This is a genomic window from uncultured Pseudacidovorax sp. (assembly GCF_913773995.1).
Lineage (GTDB): Bacteria > Pseudomonadota > Gammaproteobacteria > Burkholderiales > Burkholderiaceae_C > Xenophilus.
In genome coordinates, this window is the sequence record NZ_CAJYES010000113.1 from 15,008 (window position 1) to 37,878 (window position 22,871).

Consider the following 22,871-nt stretch of genomic DNA (forward strand, 5'->3'; position numbering starts at 1 on the left):
GTAACCAAATGGACGTGGGCACCGAACTTCCCTCTGTCCATCTGTGTCTCCCCGCCTGCGAAAGGGCCCCCATGTTGATCCGTTCCCACGATGACGGCTTCGTTCATCCCGTCTCCAGCGAAATCACACCGCGTGCGGTGTACGAGCAGCGCCGCCAGCTCCTGCGCCTGATGGCAACCGGTGCCGCGGGTGCGGCCCTGGCCAGCTGGGCGGGTCGCGAGGCAATGGCGCAGGCTCAGAATTCCGGCGGCAAGCTCGCCCCGCTGCCGGGCGCCAAGTCCAGCGTGCCGGGCGCGCAGGTGATGGAGAAGGTCACCGACTACAAAGACGCCACCACCTACAACAACTTCTACGAATTCGGCACCGACAAGGCCGATCCGGCCAAGAACGCGCACACCCTCAAGACCCGCCCGTGGACGGTCGAGGTCGAGGGGCTGGTCAAGAAGCCGGGCAAGTACAGCATCGAGGACCTGCTCAAGCTCTCCGCCCAGGAGGATCGGGTGTACCGCCTGCGCTGCGTCGAGGGCTGGTCGATGGTGGTCCCGTGGGTGGGCTATTCGCTGGCCGAACTGATCAAGCGCGTGGAGCCGCAGGGCAATGCCAAATACGTCGAGTTCGTGACGCTGGCCGACCCGAAGACGATGCCCTTCGTCGGTTCGCGCGTGCTCGACTGGCCGTATGCCGAGGGCCTGCGCATGGACGAGGCGATGCATCCGCTCACGCTGCTGACCTTCGGCATGTACGGCGAAGTGCTGCCCAACCAGAACGGTGCGCCGGTGCGCATCGTGGTGCCGTGGAAGTACGGCTTCAAGTCGGCCAAGTCCATCGTCAAGATCCGCTTCGTCGAAAAGGAGCCGGGCACGGCCTGGAACAAGGCGGCGGCCAACGAATACGGCTTCTATTCCAACGTGAACCCCGATGTGGACCATCCCCGCTGGAGCCAGGCCACGGAGCGCCGCATCGGCGAGCCTGGCGGCCTGTTCGCCAAGCGGCGCAAGACGCTGCTGTTCAACGGCTACGAGGCGCAGGTCGGCCAGCTCTATGCCGGCATGGACCTGAAGAAGTTCTACTGATGGCGACGGCTGCACAGACGGGTCGCGGCACTGCGGCGCGGCCGGCGGGGGGCAACGTGCTCAACCGCCTGCTGATGCATCCGGCGGTCAAGCCGGCTGTGTTCGTGCTGTGCCTGTTCCCCTTCGCGTGGTTGCTGTACGGCGCCGTGGCCGATCAACTCGGCGCCAACCCGGCGGAGTATCTGCTGCGCGCCACCGGCGACTGGGCCCTACGCTTTCTCTGCATCGTGCTGGCCGTGACGCCGTTGCGTGTGATGGCCAAGCTCACGGTGCTGGCCCGGTGGCGCCGCATGCTGGGGCTCTTCGCCTACTTCTACGTCGTGGTGCACCTGTTGTGCTACTCGTGGTTCGACATGGGCTTCGACCTGCCTGCCATCGTGGCGGACATTCCCAAGCGCCCCTTCATCCTTGTGGGCTTTGCGGCCTTCGTGCTGCTGACGCTGCTGGCCGCCACGTCCTTCAACCGAGCGATCAAGGCGCTGGGCGGCAAGCGCTGGCAGCGGCTGCATCGGCTGGTCTACCTGTGCGTGGGGCTGGGCCTGCTGCACTTCTTCTGGATGCGGGCCGGCAAGAACAACTTCGGCGAGGTCGGCATCTATGCCGTCGTCATCGCGTTGCTGCTGGGCTGGCGCGTGTGGCATGCAGTCGCCACGCGCAGAGCAAGCGCCACGCAGTAGCGCAATGAAAGAAGGCGGCCCTGGCCGCCTTCGTCATTTCAGAGCAGTTGCTCCGCGCGCAACTGGTCTTCGACCGTCTCGCGCCGCCGGATCAGCCGTGCCTCCGACCCGCTGACCAGCACCTCGGCCGCACGGCCGCGCGTGTTGTAGTTGCTGGCCATGCTCATGCAGTAAGCGCCAGCCGAAAGCACCGCCAGCAGGTCGCCCGATTGCACGGCCAGGTCGCGGTCGCGGCCCAGCCAGTCGCCGCTTTCGCACACCGGGCCGACCACGTCGTAGCGCACCGGCTCGGCGTCCGTCTTCAGCACCACGGGTTCGATGCGGTGGAAGGCCTCGTACATGGCCGGCCGTGGCAGGTCGTTCATGGCTGCATCGACGATGCAGAAGTTCTTCTCTTCGCCGGGCTTGGTGTAGAGCACCTCGGTCACGCAGACGCCGGCGTTGCCGACCAGCGAGCGGCCAGGCTCGATGACCAGCTTGCGGTCGCCGAAGCCGCGGGCGTCCAGCCGGGCCAGCAGCTGCCCCCAGAGCGCATCGGCAGCCGGCGGCGTGTCGCCGTTGTAGTCGATGCCCAGGCCTCCGCCGAAGTCCAGGTGCTGCAGGCGGATGCCCTGCGCCTCGATGGCCTCAACCAGATCGAGCACGCGCTCCAGCGCATCCAGGTAGGGCGAGGCCTCGGTGATCTGCGAGCCGATGTGGCAGTCGATGCCCACCACGGTCAAGCCCGGCAGCGATGCGGCATGCCGATACACCTCGACCGCGCGATCGTGCGCAATGCCGAACTTGTTGCCCTTGAGGCCGGTGGAGATGTACGGATGGGTCTTGGCGTCGACGTTCGGGTTGATGCGCAGGCTGACCGGCGCGCGCTTGCCGGCGGACACGGCCACTGCGCTCAGCACGTCGAGCTCGGCTTCGCTCTCGACGTTGAAGCAGGCGATGCCGGCCTCCAGAGCCTGCCGCATCTCCGCGCGGGTCTTGCCGACGCCGGAGAAGATGACCTTGCCCACGTCCGCACCGGCGGCCATCACTCGGGCCAGTTCGCCGCCGGAGACGATGTCGAAGCCGCAGCCGGCCTCGGCGAAGACGCGCAATACGCCCAGCGAGGAGTTGGCTTTCATGGCGTAGCAAACCAGTGCGTCCCGACCTTCGAAGCCACGGCGATACGCGGCCAGTGCGTCGAGCATCCACTGCTTGGAGTAGACGAACAGCGGTGTGCCGTGTTCACGCGCCAGCGCCTGCAGGTCGGCCTGCTCGACACGCAGGACGGCGCCGTCGCGGGCAATGTGGGGTTGGCCCGGCAGTGCGGTGCCGGGAGAGGCGAGGGAAGCGGTCATGGACGGGAGGCAGGAACCGAGGGAGCCGTAGACGCTGCGGGTGCGCTGGAAGTCTCGGCGGGTGCTGGTGCGGTCTTGCTGCCGGAGCCGGTGAGTACCTGGGGAAGCGTGGCACGCTGGGCGGCAGCGGGCTCGGTCGGCAGGTAGAGCGCGCCCTTCTGGCCGCAGGCAGACAGGGTGACCAGGGCTGCGAGCGCAAAGACCTTTGCGAGTTGGCGCAGGGAGGCGCTCACTAGAATTTGCCGAGCATTCAACATCGCGAAATTTTATCCAGTCATGACCGATGCCCAGTACCTCGATCTCGCGGAATCCGCTCTGGCAGCCATCGAACGATGCTGCGACGAGATCAACGAGAACACCGACGCGGACATCGACAACCAGCGCGTGGGCGGCATGATCACGCTGACCTTCGCCAACCGCAGCCAGGTGGTGGTGAATCTGCAGCCGCCGCTGCACGAGATCTGGCTCGCGGCCCGCACCGGCGGCTACCACTTCCGCCACGATGGGCACCACTGGGTCGACACCAAGGGCGGCGACGAACTCTTCGGGCGGCTGTCGCAGGAGTGCAGCCTGCAGGCCGGCCAGCCGCTGAGCTTCACGGCCGGCTGAGCGCGCCGCCGGCAGCGAGCGACCCCAAGGGTCTGCGCCCGCGCCTGAAGCCTGTGCGCCCCCGATCCGCCAGGCGGGCGCGCCGACGGGCTCAGTTGCGGAACAGGTCGAGGATGCGATTGCGCTCCTCGCCGCCCGAAGGTGCAGCGCCGGGGGCACTGCCTTCGATGCCGGGCACCGTCACCGGCTCGACACCGAGGGTGCTCACAGCCCGGCCCGGCGTGTAGTCGTCGTAGTAGACCTCGCCACCGATGTTGACCACGCCGGGCGGCGCCTGGATTTCGCTCACCGGCACGCCCTTGAGGGCCGTCTGCATGAAGCTGATCCAGATGGGAAGGCTCAGGCCGCCGCCGGTTTCGCGGTCGCCCAACTTGCGTGGCGTGTCGTAGCCCATCCACACCACCGCGGTGAGTGTGGGCTGGAAGCCCGCGAACCACGCGTCAAGCGAGTCGTTGGTGGTGCCGGTCTTGCCATACAGGTCGACGCGCTTGAGTGTGGCCTGGGCCTTGGCCGCCGTGCCGCCGCTGGCCACGGACTGCAGCAGACTGTCCATGAGGTAGGCATTGCGCTGGGGAATGGCCCGTGAGGTCTCGCCGCGCAGGGGCGGCTGCACGTCCACGAGCACCCGGTCCTTGTGGTCGGTGATGCGGGTGATCAGGTAGGGATTGACGCGGTAGCCGCCATTGGCGAACACCGAATACGCCGCTGCCATCTGCATCGGCGTGACGGAGCCTGCGCCCAACGCCATCGGCAGGTAGGCCGGGTGCTTCTCGCGCTCGAAACCGAAGTTGGTGATCCAGTCCTGCGCATAGCGGGTGCCGATGGACTGCAGCACGCGGATGGACACCATGTTCTTGGACTTCATCAGCGCCCGGCGCAGCGGCATCGGGCCTTCGAAGTTGCCGTCGTAGTTCTTCGGCTCCCAGGGCTGGCCACCCGTGGTGCCGGCGTCGAAGAACAGCGGGCCGTCGTTGACCACGGTGCTCGGCATGAAGCCTTTTTCGAGGGCGGCCGAGTAGATGAAGGGCTTGAAGCTGGAGCCGGGCTGGCGCCACGCCTGCGTGACGTGGTTGAACTTGTTCTTGCCGAAGTCGAAGCCGCCCACCATGGCCTTGATGGCGCCGTCGCGCGGGTCCATGGCCACGAAGGCGCCTTCCACCTCGGGCAACTGCGTGATCTCCCAAGTGCCCTTGGCAGTCTTCGCCACGCGGATGACGGCGCCGCGGCGGATGCGCACGTTCGGCGCCGCCTTGTCCGACAGGCCGGACTGGGCTGGACGCAGGCCCTCGCCGGTGATCTGCAGCTCCTCGCCACTGGCGCGCACGGCGGTGACCTCCTTCGCGCTGGCCTTGAGCACCACGGCCGACATCACGTCGCCGTTGTCGGGATGCTCGGCCAGGACGTCGTCCACGGCTTCGTCCAGTTCCTTGGGGTCGCTCGGCAGGTCGATGAACTTCTCGGGCCCGCGGTAGATCTGGCGCCGCTCGTAATCCATGATGCCGCGGCGCAGGGCCGAATAGGCCGCCGATTGCTGCGAAGCGACCAGCGAGGTGTAGACCTTCAGACCCCGCGTGTAGGTGCTGTCGCCGTACTGCGCATACATCAGCTGGCGGACCGTCTCGGCCACGTATTCGGCATGCAGACGGTCGGGATCGTTGGCGTTGCGCAGGTGCAGGCGCTCGGCACGGGCCTCCTTGGCCTGCGCCTCGGTGATGAAGCCCGCCTCGACCATGCGGTCGACGACATAGAGCTGGCGCGCCCGGGCACGAGAGGGGTTGTTGACCGGGTTGTTGGCGCCCGGTGCCTTGGGCAGCCCGGCCAGCATCGCGGCCTCGGCAATGGTGATGTCCTGCAGCGGCTTGCCGAAGTACGACTCGGACGCCGCGGCGAAGCCGTAGGAGCGGTTGCCCAGGTAGATCTGGTTCAGGTAGATCTCGAGGATCTGGTCCTTGCTGAGCTGGTGCTCCAGCTTGAAGGCCAGCAGGATCTCGTAGATCTTGCGGGTGAGCGTCTTCTCGGAACTGAGGTAGACGTTGCGCGCCACCTGCATCGAGATGGTCGAGGCGCCCTGGCTCTTCACCCGGTTGAGGTTGGCCAGGCCGGCGCGAATGACGCCCTTGTAGTCCACCCCGCCGTGGTCGTAGAAGCGGGCGTCTTCCGCGGCCAGGACCGCCTCCTTCATCACCTTGGGCACGGTGGCGATGGGTGTGAGGTTGCGACGTTCCTCGCCGAACTCGCCGATCTGGATGCCCTCGGCAGAGAACACCCGCAGCGGAAGTTTGGGGCGGTAGTCGGCGAGTTCCGAGACGTCCGGCAGGTTGGGGTAGGCGACGGCCAGGGCCACGGCTCCGATCAGGAGCACGCTGGCCAGCGCGGCGCCGGCAATGCCCAGCAACCACAGAAGGATTCGCAGCGGCCAACGCAGCCAGGCCGGCCCCTGGGGGCGCTTATGGGCCTTGTCTTCGCGGGAGGAGGGCGCCGGCGCGCGTGAGGAAGGGGGCATGGGACGAGGAACTCTTGGGGCGGGCGATTATAAAAACCGCGTTCCTTTACACCCCTGGTTACACTGATCGTTACTTTGGGTGGACGGCGTGGAGCCTTCCCTTCGTATTCTTTTAACAACTAATGCAATTTCGTTAAAAAAAGCCAACGGCGCTTGTTGGTGCCGGGGGTGTTGCACTGATAGCATCTATTCACACGCATTTTTTGCCAAGTGTTACAAGCACGTGAACGGCTGAGCGTCCTCCGATGGCCCTTGGATCAATTTTTCGTCGACAGCCGCCGCCCCTCCTGGGTCTGGACGTCTCTTCATCGAGCGTGAAGCTGGTGGAGCTCGAGCGCAATCCGGCAGGCAAGCTGGTGCTTCTGCGCTGTGCGATCGAGCCGCTGGAGCGTGGCTGGATCACCGATGGCAATGTCGAGAAGTTCGACGAGGTGGCCGAGGCCGTGCGCCGGGCCGTCCGCAAGAGTGGCGCCAAGACGAAGAATGCCGCCCTGGCGCTGCCCCCCTCGGCCGTCATCACGAAGAAGGTGATCCTGCCAGCCGGGCTGAGCGAGAACGACCTAGAGGTGCAGGTCGAGTCCGAAGCCAACCAGTACATCCCCTTCTCGCTGGACGAAGTCAGCCTCGATTTCTGCGTGATGGGCCCGAGTCCCGGCAGTCCCGAGGACGTGGAAGTGCTGATCGCCGCCTCCCGCAAGGAAAAGGTGCAGGATCGCCAGGGCCTGGCCGAGGCCGCCGGCCTGAAGGCCGTGATCCTCGATGTGGAGTCCTTCGCCTCCCGCCTTGCGGCGGCGCGCCTGATCGAGCAGTTGCCCGGTGAGGGGCGCGATGCCGTCGTTGCGCTGTTCGAGGTGGGCGCCAGCACCACCAGCATGCAGGTGCTGCGCAATGACGAGGTGCTCTACGACCGCGATCAGGCCTTCGGAGGGGCACAGCTGACCCAGCTGATCGTGCGCCAGTACGGCTTCTCTGCCGAAGAGGCCGAGGCGAAGAAGCGCAATGGCGATCTGCCCGAGGACTACGAATCGGCGGTGCTCAAGCCCTTCGTGGCCAGCATTGCGCAGGAGATCGCGCGCGCCCTTCAGTTCTTCTTCACCAGCACGCCGCACAACCGCGTGGACTACGTGCTGCTGGCGGGCGGCTCCGCAGGGCTGCCGGGGCTGACCCATGCGGTGACGCGCCAGACCTCCTTCGCCTGCTCGCTGCTCAATCCCTTCGAGGGCATGGAGTTCGACGCGGGTGTTCGCGCCAAGCGCCTGCAGCGCGAGTCCGCGTCCTACCTCACGGCCTGCGGGCTGGCGATGCGGAGGTTCCTGCAGTGATCCTGATCAACCTGCTGCCGCACCGAGAGGCGGCCCGCAAGCGCCGCAAGGAGAACTTCTACGCCTCACTGGGTGCAGCCGCCCTGGCTGGTGGTCTGATCGCAGGCATCGCCTTCCTGTACCTGCAGGCACTGATCCTGGAGCAGCAGACGCGCAACGCCATGCTGACCTCCGCGAATCAGAAGCTCGACGCCGAGATCAAGGAGATCGCCACCCTGCAGGCCGAGATCGCCGGGCTGCGCGCGCGCCAGAAGTCGGTGGAAGACCTGCAGAGCGATCGCAACCTTCCGGTGCACCTGCTCAACGAACTGGTGCGCCAGCTTCCTGACGGCGTCTACCTGACCAGCATGCGCCAGGAAAACCAGACGGTGACGCTGCAAGGGGCCGCGCAGTCCAACGAACGGGTGTCCGAGCTGCTGCGCAACCTGGGCAACAGCGGTGCCTGGCTGGTCAAGCCCGAGCTGGTGGAGATCACGGCAGGTGTGGTCACGCTCAGTCCCCGCGACCAGCGCCGGGTTTCGAATTTCACGATGCGCGTGGGCGTGCGCCGTCCGACCGAGGCCCAGAAGCCGACGTCGCCGGTGCCCGCCGCATCGACCAAGGGTTGAAAGGGCGAGCGGACATGGCGTCGCGCATTTCCTTGCCACGCGCAGATGTGGGCGCGAGCCTTCGCAATGCTGCCCAGCAGTTCCGTGGGCTGGACCCCAACGACCCCTCCCGCTGGCCGGCCCTGCCGCGCTACACCCTGTGCGTCCTGATCGCGGCGGCCGTGGTCGTCGTGCTCTGGTTCGTGTGGCTGGGCGGCGTCGACGACGAATACCAGTCCGAACTGGGCCGCGAGCAGTCGCTGCGCGAGGACTACCGGACCAAGGTGGCGCGTGCCGTCAACCTCGAGCAGCTGAAGAAGCAGCGCGAGGAAGTGCAGCAGTACGTGCTCGTGCTCGAAAAGCAGTTGCCCAGCAAGGCCGAGATGGATGCCCTGCTCTCCGACATCAACCAGGCCGGCCTGGGCCGCAGCCTGCAGTTCGAACTCTTCCGGCCGGGCCAGGTCGAGGTGCGCGACTACTACGCCGAGCTGCCGATCGCCGTGCGGGTCACGGGCCGCTATCACGACATGGGCGCCTTTGCCGCCGACATCGCCAACCTGTCGCGCATCGTCACGCTCAACAACCTGGCCATCGTGCCGCAGAAGGACAGCGGCGGTTTGACCATGGACGTCACCGCCCGCACCTACCGTTACCTGGACGCCGACGAGCAGGCCGCACAGCGCAAGGCGGCCGCCGCCCAGGCGAAGAAATGATGAAGAAGACCGGCCTCCTGCTGCTGGCCTGTTCGGCAGCCGTCCTGCTCACCGGCTGCCTCGGATCCGGTCAGGACGACCTGGTGGAGTGGATGCGCCAGGAGCGCGCCAACGCCAAGCCGCGCGTCGAGCAGATTTCCGAACCGAAGAAGTTCGTGCCCCAGGCCTACACCGAGGCCGGCGCGGTCGAGCCCTTCGACAACCAGCGCCTGCTGCAGGCCCTGAGACGCGACAACGCCAGCCCCGCGGTGCGCTCCGACCTGATCGCGCCGGAGCTGAATCGGCTGAAGGAGCCGCTGGAAGCCTATCCCCTGGACTCGATGGCCATGGTGGGCAGCCTCAAGCGGGGCGGCCAGCAGATCGCGCTGGTGATGGTGGACAAACTGCTCTACCAGGTGCGGGTGGGCAACCACCTGGGACAGAACTACGGGCGCGTGATGCGCATTGACGAAACGGAGCTGGCCTTGCGCGAGATCGTGCAGGACGCCGCGGGTGAATGGATCGAGCGCACGGCGACGCTGCAGCTGCAAGAGAGGTCGAAATGAAGTCATTGGTCAGCACTCCCGCACTGGGTTGGCTGCGGCGCGCGGGCATGGCGATGCTTTGCCTGGGAGGTATGGCGCTGGCGCACGCGCAGAACGCCATCCAGGCTGTGACGAGTTCCGTGCAGTCGGGCTCGGAAGTCGTGCGCATCGACTTTTCTCGGCCGCTCGCCGCGCCCCCGACGGGCTTCGCGGTACAGAACCCAGCCCGCATCGCGCTGGACTTTCCGGGCACCACCAACGCCTCGGGTCGCTCCGCGGTGGAGGTGAACCAGGGCAACCTGCGTTCGGTCACCGTGGTGCAGGCCGCCGACCGCACGCGGCTCGTGCTCAACCTGAAACAGGCCGCCGCCTACCGCACGGACATCCAGGGCAACTCGCTGCTGGTCGTGCTGAGCCCTGCGCCCGGACAGGCGTTGGCCGCGCCGGCCCAGCAGGTCTTCGCCGAGAACTTCAACCGCGACAGCCTGCCGCTGCGCGACATCGACTTCCGCCTGGGGCCCGACAACACCGGCCGCGTGATCGTTGAGCTGGCCAACAACCAGGTCGGCGTGGATGTGCGTCAGCAGGGCCGCACCCTGGTGGCGGAGTTCACCAAGTCCACGCTGCCCGAGGGCCTGCGCCGCAGGCTGGACGTGACCGACTTCAACACGCCCGTGCAGTTCGTCAATGCCACGCAGGTCGGCGACCGCGTGCGCCTGACCATCGACGCACGCGGCGATTACGAGCACAGCGCCTACCAGAGTGACAACCAGTTCGTGGTCGAGGTGCGTGCGCGCAAGGTCGATCCGACCAAGTTGACCCAGGGCGTGGGCTACACCGGCGAGAAGCTCTCGCTCAACTTCCAGAACATCGAGATCCGCTCGCTGCTGCAGGTGATCGCGGACTTCACCAACTTCAACATCGTCACCTCCGATTCGGTGACCGGCTCGCTGACGCTTCGCCTGAAGGATGTGCCTTGGGATCAGGCCCTGGACATCATCATGCAGGCCAAGAACCTGGGCCTGCGCAAGAACGGCTCGGTGCTGTGGATCGCCCCGAAGGACGAGATCAACGCCAAGGAAAAGATGGAGTTCGAGGCGCGCGCCGCCATCGAGAACCTCGAGCCGCTGCGCACCCAGTCCTTCCAGCTCAACTACACCAAGGCGCTCGTCATTGCCCAGGGCCTGACCGGCACCGGCACGGCGGCCGGGGGTGGCGGTGGCGGCAGCGGAACCGCCACGCGCATTCTGAGTGCACGCGGCAGCGTGATCGCGGAGGCGCGCACCAACCAGCTGTTCGTGTCGGACGTGCCGTCCAAGCTGGCCCAGGTGGCCGAGCTCATCCAGAAGCTGGACGTGCCCGTCCGGCAGGTGATGATCGAGGCACGCATCGTCGAGGCCACCGATACCTTCGGCAAGTCGCTGGGCGCGCGCCTGGGCGGCAGCTTCATCAACAACCGCAGCGCCTTCGGCACCTATCCGACCGTGACCGGGGGTGGCACTACCTCCACCAGCACGACCACAGGCGGCGCCACCACGGTCACCTCGACCACGACGAGCCCGACGGTGAGCTTCGGCACCGCCACGCTCAACAACTTCATCAACCTGCCCGCTGGCGACGCTGGTGGCACGGGCAATGCGGCGGGCGCCTTCACGCTGGCGCTGTTCAACTCCAGCTTCTCGCGCATGCTGAACCTGGAGATCTCGGCGCTGGAAGCCGACGGCAAAGGCCGCGTGATCTCCAGCCCGCGTGTCATCACGGCCGACCAGACCAAGGCGCTGATCGAGCAGGGCGAAGAGATTCCCTACCAGCAGGCCACGTCCAGCGGTGCCACGTCCATCTCGTTCCGCAAGGCGGTGCTCAAGCTGGAAGTCACGCCGCAGATCACGCCCGAAGGCAACATCATCCTGACGCTGGACGTCAACAAGGACTCGCGCGGCGTCAACACCTCCGCCGGACCGGCCATCAACACCAAGCACGTACAGACCGAGGTGCTGGTCGAGAACGGCGGCACGGTGGTGATCGGCGGCATCTTCGAGCTGACCGAATCCAATGACGAGTCGCGCATCCCGGTGCTGGGCGAAGTGCCCGTGGTGGGCGCCCTGTTCCGCAAGCGCGATCGCGTGTCGAACAAGACCGAGATGCTGGTGTTCATCACGCCGAAGATGATCACCGACCGCAACGCGGCGCGTTGATGTTCGCGGCGGCTCGGGCAGGCGGAGGCGCCGGAACCCGCTGATACACTGCCGCGCGTTTTCGCATCCAGCAGGAGCCGTCAGGCTCCTGCGCATCTTCGGTCCCGTGTCCTCCTCCCAATCCATCGCCCTGGTCGGCATGCCCGGCGCCGGCAAGTCGGCGGTGGGCAAGGAGCTCGGCCGCCGCCTGCAGCGTGCCTTCGCCGACAGCGACGTGGTCGTAGAGCAGCGCATCGGCTGCTCCATCCGCGAGTACTTCGAACGCGAGGGCGAGGCCGCCTTCCGGCAGCTCGAAGAGCAGGTGTTGGCTGAACTGGGCGCGCAGGGTTCGGGCGTGGTGGCCACCGGCGGCGGCATCGTGATCCGGCCGGCCAACCGCCACTGCCTGCAGCAGTCCTTTCGTGTGGTCTACCTGCATGCCGCGCCCGAGGACCTCTACCGCCGCCTTCGTCACGACACCAAGCGCCCGTTGCTGCAGGTGGCCGATCCACTGGCGCGCCTGCGCGAGCTCTATGCGGCGCGCGATGGGCTCTACCGCGAAGTGGCCGATGCCGTCGTCGAGACCGGGCGTGCCTCGGTCGGCGCGGTGGTGGCGGACGTCCAGCGGCAGTTGCAGGCAGCCTCCACCGGCAGAGGGGCTGGAGCCGGCCTCTAAACTCGGGGCATGGCCGCTAACCCTTCTCTTGCGCCGGCCGTCGAGCAAGTCCGCATCGACCTCGGCGAGCGCAGTTATCCCATCCTGATCGGTGCCGGCCTGCTGGCTGAGGCCGCCACCTATGCAGCGCTGCCGGCGGCCTCGGCCGCGGTCATCGTGACCAACAGCACCGTCGCGCCGCTCTATGCGAAGCAGCTGCGCGACACCCTGGCGGGCCGCTTCGCGACGGTGCGCATGGTCGAACTGCCCGACGGCGAGTCGCACAAGAACTGGGAGACGCTGCAGAGCATCTTCGACGCGCTGCTGGATACCCATTGCGACCGCCGCACGGTGCTGTTCGCGCTCGGCGGGGGGGTGGTGGGCGACATGACCGGCTTCGCCGCCGCCTGCTATATGCGCGGCGTGCCTTTCGTGCAGGTGCCGACCACGCTGCTGGCACAGGTCGATTCCTCCGTGGGCGGCAAGACGGCCATCAACCATCCTCTGGGCAAGAACATGATCGGCGCCTTCTACCAGCCGCAGCTGGTGGTGTGCGACCTGTCCACCCTGCACACGCTGCCGCCGCGCGAGGTGTCCGCGGGGCTGGCCGAGATCATCAAGTACGGGCCCATTGCCGACATGGACTTCTTCGACTGGATCGAGGCGCACATCGACGCGCTGGTGGCGCGCGATCCTGCCGCCCTGGCCCACGCGGTGCGCCGCAGCTGCGAGATCAAGGCGGCCGTGGTGGGCCAGGACGAGCGCGAGTCGGGCCTGCGGGCCATCCTCAACTTCGGCCACACCTTCGGCCATGCCATCGAGTCGGGGCTCGGCTATGGCGAGTGGCTGCACGGTGAGGCCGTGGGCTGCGGCATGGTGATGGCCGCCCATCTGTCGCAGAAGCTGGGCGGCGTGGACGAGGCCTTCGTCGAGCGGCTGACGGCACTGGTCCGCCGTGCCGGGCTGCCGGTGGTCGGCCCGGCACTCGGCGCGCAGCGCTACCTCGACCTCATGCGCGTGGACAAGAAAGCCGAGGCTGGCGAGATCCGCTTCGTGGTCATCGACCGGCCCGGCAGCGCCCTGATGCGTCCCGCGCCGGATGCCCTGGTGCGCGAGGTGCTGGCCGAATGCGTGGCCGCCTGAGCCCGTGAGCGTTCCTGTCTGGGCCAGCGACCCCGCCCGCAGCCGCGGGCGCCGCTTTGCCGAGCCGCCCGCGCCCACGCGCGACGACTTCCAGCGCGACCGCGACCGTATCGTCCATTCCACGGCCTTTCGCCGGCTGGTCTACAAGACGCAGGTCTTCCTCAACCACGAGGGTGACCTGTTCCGCACCCGGCTGACGCATTCGCTGGAGGTGGCGCAGCTGGGTCGCTCGGTGGCGCGGTCCCTCGGGCTCAACGAGGATCTGGTCGAGGCCATCGCCCTGGCGCACGACCTCGGCCACACGCCCTTCGGCCACGCGGGTCAGGACGAGCTCAACCGCTGCATGGCCGCGCATGGCGGCTTCGAGCACAACCTGCAGAGCCTGCGTGTGGTCGACGCGCTGGAGCACCGCTATCCCGGCTTCGACGGCCTCAACCTCTGCTTCGAGACGCGCGAGGGCATCCTCAAGCACTGCTCGCGCGCCAATGCCGAGCGCCTGGAGGCCCAGGAGCCCGGCGGCATCGGCCGGCGCTTCCTCGACGGCACGCAGCCCAGCCTGGAGGCGCAGCTCACCAATCTGGCCGACGAGATCGCCTACAACGCCCATGACATCGACGATGGCGTGCGCTCCGGCCTGTTGCGGCTGGAGGCGCTGCAGGAGGTGCCGCTGTTCGAGCGTCACCGTCGGCAGACGCTGGCCGAGCATCCGGCGCTGGACGACCGCCGCCTGCTCTACGAGGCCATCCGCCGCATGCTGAGCGAGCAGGTCTACGACCTGATCGACACCACGCGCACCGCGCTCGCCGAGGCGGACCCGCGGCAGCCGGACGCCCTGCGCCGGTTGCCGGCCCTGGTGCGCTTCAGCGAAGACATGCGCGGCCAGTCGGTGGTGCTCAAGCGCTTTCTCTTCGCCAACCTCTATCGCCATCCGCAGGTCATGCGGACCACGAGGCGCGCCCAGGAGGTGGTGCGTGAACTGTTCGCGGCCTATGTCCAGGGCGACCTGAGCCTGCCGGAGCGGCACGCGGGTCGTCCGGACCGTCACCGCGCGGTGGCCGACTACATCGCAGGCATGACCGACCGCTTTGCCGTGCGTGAGCACGAGCGCCTGACCGGGCGCCGGTGGACCGAGGAATGAGGCCGGCTGCGCCTGTCTTACCGCACGCGGCTTTCTTCGTGGTCGCCGGCGGCGTGAGCGCCGCCATCCATCTGGGCAAGCTGCCGCCCGCCCTGCCGGAGCTGCAGGGCGAATTGGGGCTGTCGCTGGTGCAGGCGGGTTTCCTGCTCTCGGTGCTGCAGTTCGCGGGCATGGGCTTCGGCCTGCTGGCTGGCGTGCTGGCCGATGGCCTGGGCGCGCGGCGATGCATGCTGATCGGGCTGGGACTGCTCACCGGCGCCTCGGCGCTGGCAGGCGCATGGGGCGAGCGGGGCATCGGCTTCGGCCCCATGCTCGCGCTGCGGGTCGTGGAGGGGGCTGGCTTCCTGCTGGCGGTGATGCCCGGGCCGGCGCTGGTGCGTCGGCTGGCCGCGCCCGGCACCGAGAAGGCGGCGCTGGGATGGTGGGGCGCATACATGCCGCTGGGTGTGTCGCTCGCCCTCCTGGCGGGGCCGGTGTTCCTGCATGTGGGCGGCTGGACGGGCTGGTGGCAAGGGGCGGCGCTGGTGTCGGCCATGGCGATGCTGGGGCTGGTCTACGCGGTGCCGGCGGACGGCGGCCGGGCGGCATCGGTCGGGGCGGGTTGGTCTGCGCGCCTGGGCATGACGCTGCGCGAGCCGGGCGCCTGGCTGGTGGCCGGCGCATTCTGCGTCTACGCAGCGCAGTGGATGGCGGTGATCGGCTTCCTGCCGACCATCTATGCGTCGGCCGGCATCCCGGCTGGCTGGACAGCCCTGCTCACCGCCGTCGCTGCCGCCGTCAACATCGTGGGCAACGTCACCGGCGGCCGGCTGCTGCAACGCGGACACGCGCCGCAACGCCTGCTGATGTGCGGCTTTCTGGTGATGGCGTCGATGGCCGCCCTGGCCTTTGCGCAGCTCGGCAGCGGCGATCAGGCCTGGACACTGCCCGTGCCGGTGCGCTACCTCGCCGTCTGCGTGTTCTCGCTGGCGGGCGGCATGGTCCCGGCCACGCTCTTCCTGCTGGCAGGACGCGTGGTGCCGCAGGCGGCCTCCACCACGGTGGGGCTGATGCAGCAGGCGTCGTCGCTCGGCCAGTTCCTGGCGCCCCCCGTCGTGGGCTGGCTGGCCCAGCGCGTGGGAGGCTGGCACTGGACCTGGGTGTTCGCGCTCGGCTGCTCGGTGGCGGGCATGCAGATGGCCCGCTGGTTGGGGCGGCGCGCGCAGGCCGGCGCTTGAGAAGGGCGCGGACAATCGGCGGATGCAGGGCCCGCCGCGGTCCGTGCACACCAAAGGAAATTCTTCATGACCATCGATGCCGCGCAGGCCATTGCCGACACGCGCCGCTGGGTCGATCGGGCAGTGATCGGCCTGCAGCTGTGCCCTTTCGCCAAGGCCGTGCAGGCTAAGGGCCAGGTGCATTACGCCGTCCATGCCGGCGACGACCTGGACCTCCTCGCCGATCGCCTGCTGGCCGAGGCCCAGGCGCTGCGCGAGACACCCGCCGACCTCCGTGACACCACCCTGCTGATCGTCCCCGACGCCTTGCACGACTTCTACGACTTCCACGATTTCACCGGCCGTTGCGAGCGCCTGATGCGCCGCGCCGGGCACGAGGGCGAGCTTCAGCTAGCCAGCTTCCATCCGCGCTTCCAGTTCGCCGGGGAGGGCGAGGGCGCGCTGGGCAACTTCAGCAATCGCTCGCCCCATCCCACGCTGCACCTGCTGCGCGAAGCCAGCATCGACCGCGCGGTCGAGGCCTTTCCGGACGCGGCGGACATCTTCGAGCGCAACATCGACACGCTCGAAGCCCTGGGATCGGCGGGTTGGAGGGCGCTGGATGTGGGCGCCGGGGCAGGGGGGCGGCCATGAAGCGCCAGACGGACAAGGGGCAGCGGGCGGGCCCGACCGCCGCGGCAGACGCCGCGCTGGCGGAGGAGCTGCGACCCGGCCAGTCGGTCGAGCTGCTCAAGGAGCTGCACATCCTGACGCGCGAGGGCCGGCTCAACCAGGACTCGCGGCGCAAGCTCAAGCAGGTCTATCACCTCTACCAGTTCATCGAGAAACTGCTGCTGGAGCTGCCGGAGGAAGGCGCTGCCGCGACCGTGGCGGACCACGGCGCCGGCAAGTCCTACCTGGGCTTCATCCTGCACGACCTGTTCTTCAAGGCACGCGGCGGCGGCCATATCTACGGCATCGAGACGCGGGCCGAGCTGGTCGAGCGCTCGCGGGCGCTGGCCGATCGACTGGGCTTTGCGCGCATGCATTTCCTGGCGCTGTCGGTGGCTGAATCGGCGACGGCCACCGAGTTGCCGGCGCAGATCGACATGGTGACCGCGCTGCATGCCTGCGACACGGCGACGGACGACGCCATCGCCTTCGGTCTGGCCAAGCAGGCCCGCTTCATGGTGCTGGTGCCGTGTTGCCAGGCCGAAGTCGCGGCGAATCTGCGGCAGAACAAGGCGCTGTCGCTGTCGCGCACCCCGCTGGCCGAGCTGTGGCGGCATCCACTGCACACGCGCGAGATCGGCAGCCAGCTCACCAACGTGCTGCGCTGCCTCTACCTGGAGGCCTGCGGCTACCAGGTGACCGTGACCGAGCTGGTGGGCTGGGAGCACAGCATGAAGAACGAGCTGATCCTTGCGCGCCGCACCGGCCATCGCAAGGCGAGCGCCGCGCAGCGGCTGCGGGCTTTGTTGGCGGAGTTCGGCCTGGAGGTGCTGGCCGAGCGCCGCTTTCCCTTGCTGCCGCCTGCTTCGCCGGCGGCCGAGGCGGTGCACGAGGCCTGAGCATGGCCCGGCTGCCCCGTTTGGCGCTGGCGGGCCATCCGCATCACCTGATCCAGCGCGGCAACAACGACCAGGCGGTGGTGGTCGACACCGCCGACCGCCAGATGCTCCTCGATACGCTGGGTGAGCAGGCCCAGCGCGCGGGCGTGGCCCTGCATGCCTATGTGATCCTGGAGGATCATTTCCATGTCCTGGCCACGCCGCCCACGGCAGAGGCGCTCTCGCTGTGGATGCAGGCGGTGGGGCGGCGCTACGTGCGCCACTTCAACGACCGCCATGGACGGCGCGGCACGCTGTGGGAGGGGCGCTACCGCGGCACCGTGCTGCAGGCGGAGCGCTTCTTCCTGCCCTGCATGGCCTACATCGACCTGCATCCAGTGCGGGCGGGGCTGGTGGAGCACGCGCGGGACTACGCCTGGTCCAGTCACGGCCACTACGTGGGGCTGCGCACCGATCGCTTCCTGACGCCGCATGCGCTGTACTGGGCGCTGGGCAACACGCCCTTCGCACGCGAGGCCGCGTACGCCGAAATGGTGCATGCGGGGCCGACGCGCGCTGAACAACTGATGCTGACGGAGGCCACCCGCAAAGGATGGGTGGCGGGCGAGGCCGCCTTCGTCGAGCAACTGCAGGCCGATACGCCGCGCCGACTGGCGGTCGGGCGGGCGGGCCGTAAGCCGAAAGATTCCAGCCTTACCGGGGGCTGATGCCTCGCAACGAACACGTCAGATCAATCACTCCCGGTTGATATTGGATCTGTCCCCTATTTCTGAATCGTAAGAAATGGCCGACATGTAAAGGGAGTCTGACCCCAATTAAAACGTTTGGCATTCTTCGTGCAAGTCCCTATGCTCCCCGCATTCCCACGATATCTCCGAGGAGCGTGCCATGACCCTGGCAGCAGAAATCGAACACCTCCAACAAAAAGGCCTGTACGTCACCGCCAACGAGCACGACGCCTGTGGCGTGGGCTTCGTGGCCCACATCAAGGGTGAGAAGCGCCACGACATCGTCACCCAGGCGCTGAAGATCCTCGAGAACATCGACCACCGCGGCGCCGTCGGTGCCGACAAGCTGATGGGCGACGGCGCGGGCATCCTGATCCAGATCCCCGACGCGCTCTACCGCGAAGAAATGGCCAAGCAGGGCGTCACCCTGCCGCCAGCGGGCGAGTATGGCGTCGGCATGATCTTCCTGCCCAAGGAGCACGCTTCCCGCCTGGCCTGCGAACAGGAGATGGAGCGCGCGATCAAGGCCGAAGGCCAGGTGCTGCTGGGCTGGCGCGACGTGCCGGTCAACCGCGAGATGCCCATGTCGCCCACCGTGCGCGACAAGGAGCCGGTGATGCGTCAGGTCTTCATCGGCCGCGGCGCCGATGTGATCGTGCAGGACGCGCTGGAGCGCAAGCTCTACGTCATCCGCAAGACGGCCAGCGCCAACATCCAGGCGCTCAAGCTCAAGCACAGCAAGGAATACTACGTTCCGAGCATGAGCAGCCGCACCGTGGTCTACAAGGGCCTGCTGCTGGCCGATCAGGTGGGCACCTACTACCTCGACCTGCAGGACGCGCGTTGCATCTCGGCCATCGGCCTGGTGCACCAGCGCTTCTCGACCAACACCTTCCCCGAGTGGCCGCTGGCCCACCCCTACCGCTACGTCGCCCACAACGGCGAGATCAACACGGTCAAGGGCAACTACAACTGGATGCGCGCTCGCGAAGGCGTGATGAGCTCCCCGGTGCTGGGCGCCGACCTGGCCAAGCTGTACCCGATCAGCTTCGCCGGCCAGTCCGACACCGCCACCTTCGACAACTGCCTCGAACTGCTGACGATGGCCGGCTACCCCATCAGCCAGGCCGTGATGATGATGATCCCGGAACCCTGGGAGCAGCATGCCACCATGGATCCGCGCCGCCGCGCCTTCTATGAATACCACGCCGCCATGCTGGAGCCGTGGGACGGTCCGGCCGCCGTGGTGTTCACCGACGGCAAGCAGATCGGCGCTACGCTGGACCGCAACGGCCTGCGCCCCGCGCGCTACTGCGTGACCGACGACGACATGGTCATCATGGGCTCCGAGGCCGGCGTGCTGCCGATCCCCGAGGCCAAGATCGTGCGCAAGTGGCGCCTGCAGCCCGGCAAGATGTTCCTGATCGACCTCGACCAGGGCCGCATGATCGACGACGAGGAGGTCAAGGCCACTCTCGCCCACAGCAAGCCCTACAAGCAGTGGATCGAGAACCTGCGCATCAAGCTCGACGACGTCGAGGGCGCGGGCGAGGCCCCGGCCAGCGCCGTCTCGCTGCTGGACCGCCAGCAGGCCTTCGGCTACACGCAGGAAGACATCAAGTTCCTGATGAGTCCCATGGCCGTGGCTGGCGAGGAAGGCATCGGCTCCATGGGCAACGACAGCCCGCTGGCCGTGCTCTCGAGCAAGAACAAGCCGCTGTACAACTACTTCAAGCAGCTGTTTGCCCAGGTGACCAACCCGCCGATCGACCCGATCCGCGAGGCCATCGTCATGTCGCTGGTCAGCTTCGTGGGCCCCAAGCCCAACCTGCTGGACATCAACCAGGTCAACCCGCCCATGCGCCTCGAAGTGAGCCAGCCCGTGCTCGACTTCAACGACATGGCCAAGCTGCGCGACATCGGCACCTTCACGCAGGGCAAGTTCAAGAGCTACACGCTGGACATCACCTACCCGCTCGCCTGGGGTGAAGAGGGCGTGGAAGCCAAGCTGGCTTCGCTGTGCGCCGAGGCGGTGGATGCCATCAAAGGCGGCCACAACATCCTGATCGTGAGCGACCGTGCCATCGCCGCGACGCAGCTGCCGATCCCGGCCGCGCTGGCGCTGTCGGCCATCCACCAGCACCTGATCCGCGAAGGTGTGCGCACCAGCGCCGGCCTGGTGGTGGAAACCGGCTCGGCCCGCGAGGTGCATCACTTCGCCGTGCTGGCCGGCTACGGCGCCGAGGCCGTGCATCCCTACCTGGCCATGGAGACCCTGGCCGCGATGCACCAGGACCTGCCGGTCGACATGTCGGCCGAGAAGGCCATCTACAACTACGTCAAGGCGATCGGCAAGGGCCTGTCGAAGATCATGTCCAAGATGGGCGTGAGCACGTACATGAGCTACTGCGGCGCCCAGCTGTTCGAGGCCATCGGCCTGAACACCGAGACGGTCGAGAAATACTTCACCGGCACCGCCAGCCGCGTGGAAGGCATCGGCGTGTTCGAGATCGCGCAGGAAGCCATCCGCATGCACAAGGCCGCCTTCGGCGACGACCCGGTGCTGGAGTCGATGCTGGACGCCGGCGGCGAATACGCCTGGCGCACCCGCGGCGAGGATCACATGTGGACGCCCGATGCCATCGCCAAGCTGCAGCACTCCACCCGCGCGAACAACTTCAACACCTACAAGGAATACGCGCAGATCATCAACGACCAGAGCCGTCGCCACCTGACGCTGCGCGGGCTGTTCGAGTTCAAGTTCGACACCGCCAAGGCCATCCCGGTCGACGAGGTCGAGTCCGCGGCCGAGATCGTCAAGCGCTTCGCCACCGGCGCCATGTCGCTCGGCTCGATCAGCACCGAGGCCCACTCGACGCTGGCCATCGCCATGAACCGCATCGGCGGCAAGAGCAACACGGGCGAGGGCGGCGAGGATCCGGCGCGCTACCGCAACGAGCTCAAGGGCATTGCGATCAAGCAGGGCGCCACGCTCAAGAGCGAGATCGGCGCGCAGAACGTCGAGGTCGACCTGCCGCTCAAGGAAGGCGATTCGCTGCGCTCGCGCATCAAGCAGGTGGCGTCGGGCCGCTTCGGCGTGACGGCGGAGTACTTGTCGTCGTCCGACCAAATCCAGATCAAGATGGCCCAGGGCGCCAAGCCCGGCGAAGGCGGCCAACTGCCTGGCGGCAAGGTCACCGAGTACATCGGCAAGCAGCGTTATTCGGTGCCCGGCGTGGGCCTGATCAGCCCGCCGCCGCACCACGACATCTACTCGATCGAGGACCTGGCGCAGCTGATCCACGACCTGAAGAACGTGGCGCCGCATGCCTCCATCAGCGTCAAGCTGGTGTCGGAAGTGGGCGTGGGCACCATCGCGGCCGGCGTGGCCAAGTGCAAGAGCGACCACGTCGTGATCGCCGGCCATGACGGCGGCACGGGTGCCTCGCCCTGGTCGTCCATCAAGCATGCCGGCAGCCCCTGGGAGATCGGCCTGGCCGAGACCCAGCAGACGCTGGTGCTCAACCGTCTGCGCGGCCGCATCCGCGTGCAGGCCGACGGCCAGATGAAGACCGGCCGTGACGTCGTGATCGGCGCGCTGCTGGGTGCGGACGAATTCGGCTTCGCCACCGCGCCGCTGGTGGTCGAGGGCTGCATCATGATGCGCAAGTGCCACCTGAACACCTGCCCGGTGGGGGTGGCCACGCAGGACCCGGTGCTGCGCCAGAAGTTCGCCGGCAAGCCCGAGCATGTCGTCAACTACTTCTTTTTCGTCGCCGAGGAAGTGCGCCAGATCATGGCCCAGCTGGGCGTGCGCAAGTTCGACGAGCTAATCGGCCGCGCCGACCTGCTCGACATGCGCAAGGGCATCGCTCACTGGAAGGCGCGCGGCCTGGACTTCAGCCGCCTGTTCGCCCAACCGCAGGTGCCGGCCGATGTGCCGCGCCTGCATGTGGACAGCCAGGACCACGGCCTCCAGAAGAGCCTGGACAACAAGCTGATCGAGAAGTCGCGCCCGGCCATCGACCGCGGCGAGAAGGTGCAGTTCATCGAGACGGTGCGCAACGTCAACCGCTCGGTGGGCGCCATGCTCTCTGGCGCGCTGACCAAGGTGCATCCGGAAGGCCTGCCCGACGACTCCATTCGCATCCAGCTGGAAGGCACGGGCGGCCAGTCCTTCGGCGCCTTCCTGGCCCGCGGCATCACGCTGTACCTGATCGGCGAGGCCAACGACTACACCGGCAAGGGCCTGTCGGGCGGCCGCGTGGTGGTGCGCCCCAGCCTGGATTTCCGCGGCGAGGCGGCGCGCAACATCATCGTGGGCAACACGGCGCTCTACGGCGCCACCACCGGCGAGGCCTTCCTGGCTGGCGTGGCGGGCGAGCGCTTCGCGGTGCGCCTGTCCGGGGCCACCGCGGTGGTCGAGGGCACGGGTGACCACGGCTGCGAATACATGACGGGCGGCACGGTGGTGGTGCTGGGCAAGACCGGTCGCAACTTCGCGGCCGGCATGAGCGGCGGCGTGGCCTTCGTCTACGACGAGGACGGCCAGTTCGCCTCGCGCTGCAACATGGCCATGGTCACGCTCGAAAAGGTGCTGACCACCGGCGAGCAGACCGCCGGCATCGACCGCAAGTTCTGGCACAACGCCCAGACCGACGAGGCCCAGCTGCGCAAGCTGCTCGAAGAGCACCACCGCTGGACCGGCAGCAAGCGCGCCCGCGACCTGCTGGACGACTGGGCTCTGTCGCGCACGAAGTTCGTGAAGGTCTTCCCGAACGAATACAAGCGCGCCCTGGGCGAGCTGCACGACCGCAAGATGATGCTGGCCAGCACCGGCAACGACGCCAAGGCCGGCCTGGAGCCGCATGCCGTCTCCGCCGCCGCAGCCGGCTGAGCCGACGCGCCACGAACCAGAACGAGG

General features: G+C 67.6%; 19 protein-coding genes. 16 read left to right on the forward strand and 3 right to left on the reverse strand.

The annotated features are described in order from the left end of the window. Positions 1–71 precede the first annotated feature (71 nt). Both msrP and QZ772_RS09965 read left to right on the forward strand, forming a co-directional pair. Positions 72–1,073 carry a protein-methionine-sulfoxide reductase catalytic subunit MsrP gene (gene msrP / locus QZ772_RS09960; protein WP_295525389.1) on the forward strand — a complete coding sequence of 334 codons (1,002 nt, stop codon included), beginning with the start codon at positions 72–74 and terminating at the stop codon, positions 1,071–1,073. A gap of 74 nt (positions 1,074–1,147) precedes the next feature. Beyond that, on the forward strand, positions 1,148–1,750 hold the full coding sequence (locus tag QZ772_RS09965; RefSeq protein WP_295525698.1) for a sulfite oxidase heme-binding subunit YedZ: 603 nt from the start codon (positions 1,148–1,150) through the stop codon (positions 1,748–1,750). A 38-nt stretch (positions 1,751–1,788) separates the two neighbouring features. On the opposite strand, the gene lysA is transcribed toward QZ772_RS09965, so the two are convergent. Further along, a complete protein-coding gene (lysA, locus tag QZ772_RS09970) occupies positions 1,789–3,084 on the reverse strand; it encodes a diaminopimelate decarboxylase (protein ID WP_295525391.1) in 1,296 nt (431 codons plus the stop codon). Next, positions 3,081–3,341, reverse strand: a complete 261-nt coding sequence (locus QZ772_RS09975; protein ID WP_295525393.1) for a lipoprotein — start codon at positions 3,339–3,341, stop codon at positions 3,081–3,083. The genes lysA and QZ772_RS09975 overlap by 4 nt, the downstream gene beginning before the upstream one ends. Before the next feature lie 19 nt (positions 3,342–3,360). On the opposite strand from QZ772_RS09975, the gene cyaY reads away from it, so the two are divergent. Beyond that, on the forward strand, positions 3,361–3,693 hold the full coding sequence (cyaY, locus tag QZ772_RS09980) for an iron donor protein CyaY (protein ID WP_295525396.1): 333 nt from the start codon (positions 3,361–3,363) through the stop codon (positions 3,691–3,693). Between the two features lie 91 nt (positions 3,694–3,784). Here the strand turns inward: cyaY and QZ772_RS09985 are convergent, their stop codons facing one another. Continuing rightward, complete coding sequence (locus QZ772_RS09985) at positions 3,785–6,196, reverse strand: penicillin-binding protein 1A (RefSeq protein ID WP_295525398.1); 2,412 nt, start codon at positions 6,194–6,196, stop codon at positions 3,785–3,787. Between the two features lie 245 nt (positions 6,197–6,441). On the opposite strand from QZ772_RS09985, the gene QZ772_RS09990 reads away from it, so the two are divergent. From QZ772_RS09990 to QZ772_RS10050, 13 genes are all read left to right on the forward strand, one after another. Next, positions 6,442–7,518, forward strand: coding sequence for a pilus assembly protein PilM (locus QZ772_RS09990; RefSeq protein WP_295525401.1), 1,077 nt, complete (start codon positions 6,442–6,444; stop codon positions 7,516–7,518). Next, on the forward strand, positions 7,515–8,126 hold the full coding sequence (locus QZ772_RS09995; RefSeq protein WP_295525404.1) for a PilN domain-containing protein: 612 nt from the start codon (positions 7,515–7,517) through the stop codon (positions 8,124–8,126). The genes QZ772_RS09990 and QZ772_RS09995 overlap by 4 nt, the downstream gene beginning before the upstream one ends. Positions 8,127–8,140: 14 nt before the next feature. Then, positions 8,141–8,818 carry a type 4a pilus biogenesis protein PilO gene (locus tag QZ772_RS10000; protein WP_295525407.1) on the forward strand — a complete coding sequence of 226 codons (678 nt, stop codon included), beginning with the start codon at positions 8,141–8,143 and terminating at the stop codon, positions 8,816–8,818. Next, complete coding sequence (locus tag QZ772_RS10005) at positions 8,818–9,363, forward strand: pilus assembly protein PilP (RefSeq protein ID WP_295525409.1); 546 nt, start codon at positions 8,818–8,820, stop codon at positions 9,361–9,363. Before QZ772_RS10000 ends, QZ772_RS10005 begins: the two co-directional genes overlap by 1 nt. 47 nt (positions 9,364–9,410) lie before the next feature. After that, positions 9,411–11,537: a type IV pilus secretin family protein gene (pilQ, locus tag QZ772_RS10010; protein WP_295525700.1), complete on the forward strand. Its 2,127-nt coding sequence runs from the start codon at positions 9,411–9,413 to the stop codon at positions 11,535–11,537. Positions 11,538–11,643: 106 nt separating this feature from the next. Further along, positions 11,644–12,192: a shikimate kinase gene (locus QZ772_RS10015; protein WP_295525411.1), complete on the forward strand. Its 549-nt coding sequence runs from the start codon at positions 11,644–11,646 to the stop codon at positions 12,190–12,192. Positions 12,193–12,201: 9 nt separating this feature from the next. Next, positions 12,202–13,314: a 3-dehydroquinate synthase gene (gene aroB, locus QZ772_RS10020; protein ID WP_295525413.1), complete on the forward strand. Its 1,113-nt coding sequence runs from the start codon at positions 12,202–12,204 to the stop codon at positions 13,312–13,314. 4 nt (positions 13,315–13,318) lie between these two features. Next, positions 13,319–14,452: a deoxyguanosinetriphosphate triphosphohydrolase gene (locus QZ772_RS10025; RefSeq protein WP_295525415.1), complete on the forward strand. Its 1,134-nt coding sequence runs from the start codon at positions 13,319–13,321 to the stop codon at positions 14,450–14,452. 53 nt (positions 14,453–14,505) lie between these two features. After that, a complete protein-coding gene (locus QZ772_RS10030) occupies positions 14,506–15,669 on the forward strand; it encodes an MFS transporter (RefSeq protein ID WP_366510570.1) in 1,164 nt (387 codons plus the stop codon). A gap of 66 nt (positions 15,670–15,735) precedes the next feature. Continuing rightward, positions 15,736–16,302: a DUF1415 domain-containing protein gene (locus QZ772_RS10035; protein WP_295525421.1), complete on the forward strand. Its 567-nt coding sequence runs from the start codon at positions 15,736–15,738 to the stop codon at positions 16,300–16,302. Further along, the gene (locus QZ772_RS10040) at positions 16,299–17,219 is read left to right on the forward strand and encodes an SAM-dependent methyltransferase (protein WP_295525424.1); all 921 of its coding nucleotides are present in this window, start codon (positions 16,299–16,301) and stop codon (positions 17,217–17,219) included. Before QZ772_RS10035 ends, QZ772_RS10040 begins: the two co-directional genes overlap by 4 nt. A 2-nt stretch (positions 17,220–17,221) precedes the next feature. Further along, entirely contained in the window at positions 17,222–17,926 is a 705-nt protein-coding gene (locus QZ772_RS10045; RefSeq protein ID WP_295525427.1) for a transposase, read from the forward strand. Positions 17,927–18,107: 181 nt separating this feature from the next. Next, on the forward strand, positions 18,108–22,844 hold the full coding sequence (locus QZ772_RS10050; protein ID WP_295525431.1) for a glutamate synthase-related protein: 4,737 nt from the start codon (positions 18,108–18,110) through the stop codon (positions 22,842–22,844). The last annotated feature ends 27 nt before the right edge of the window (positions 22,845–22,871 follow it).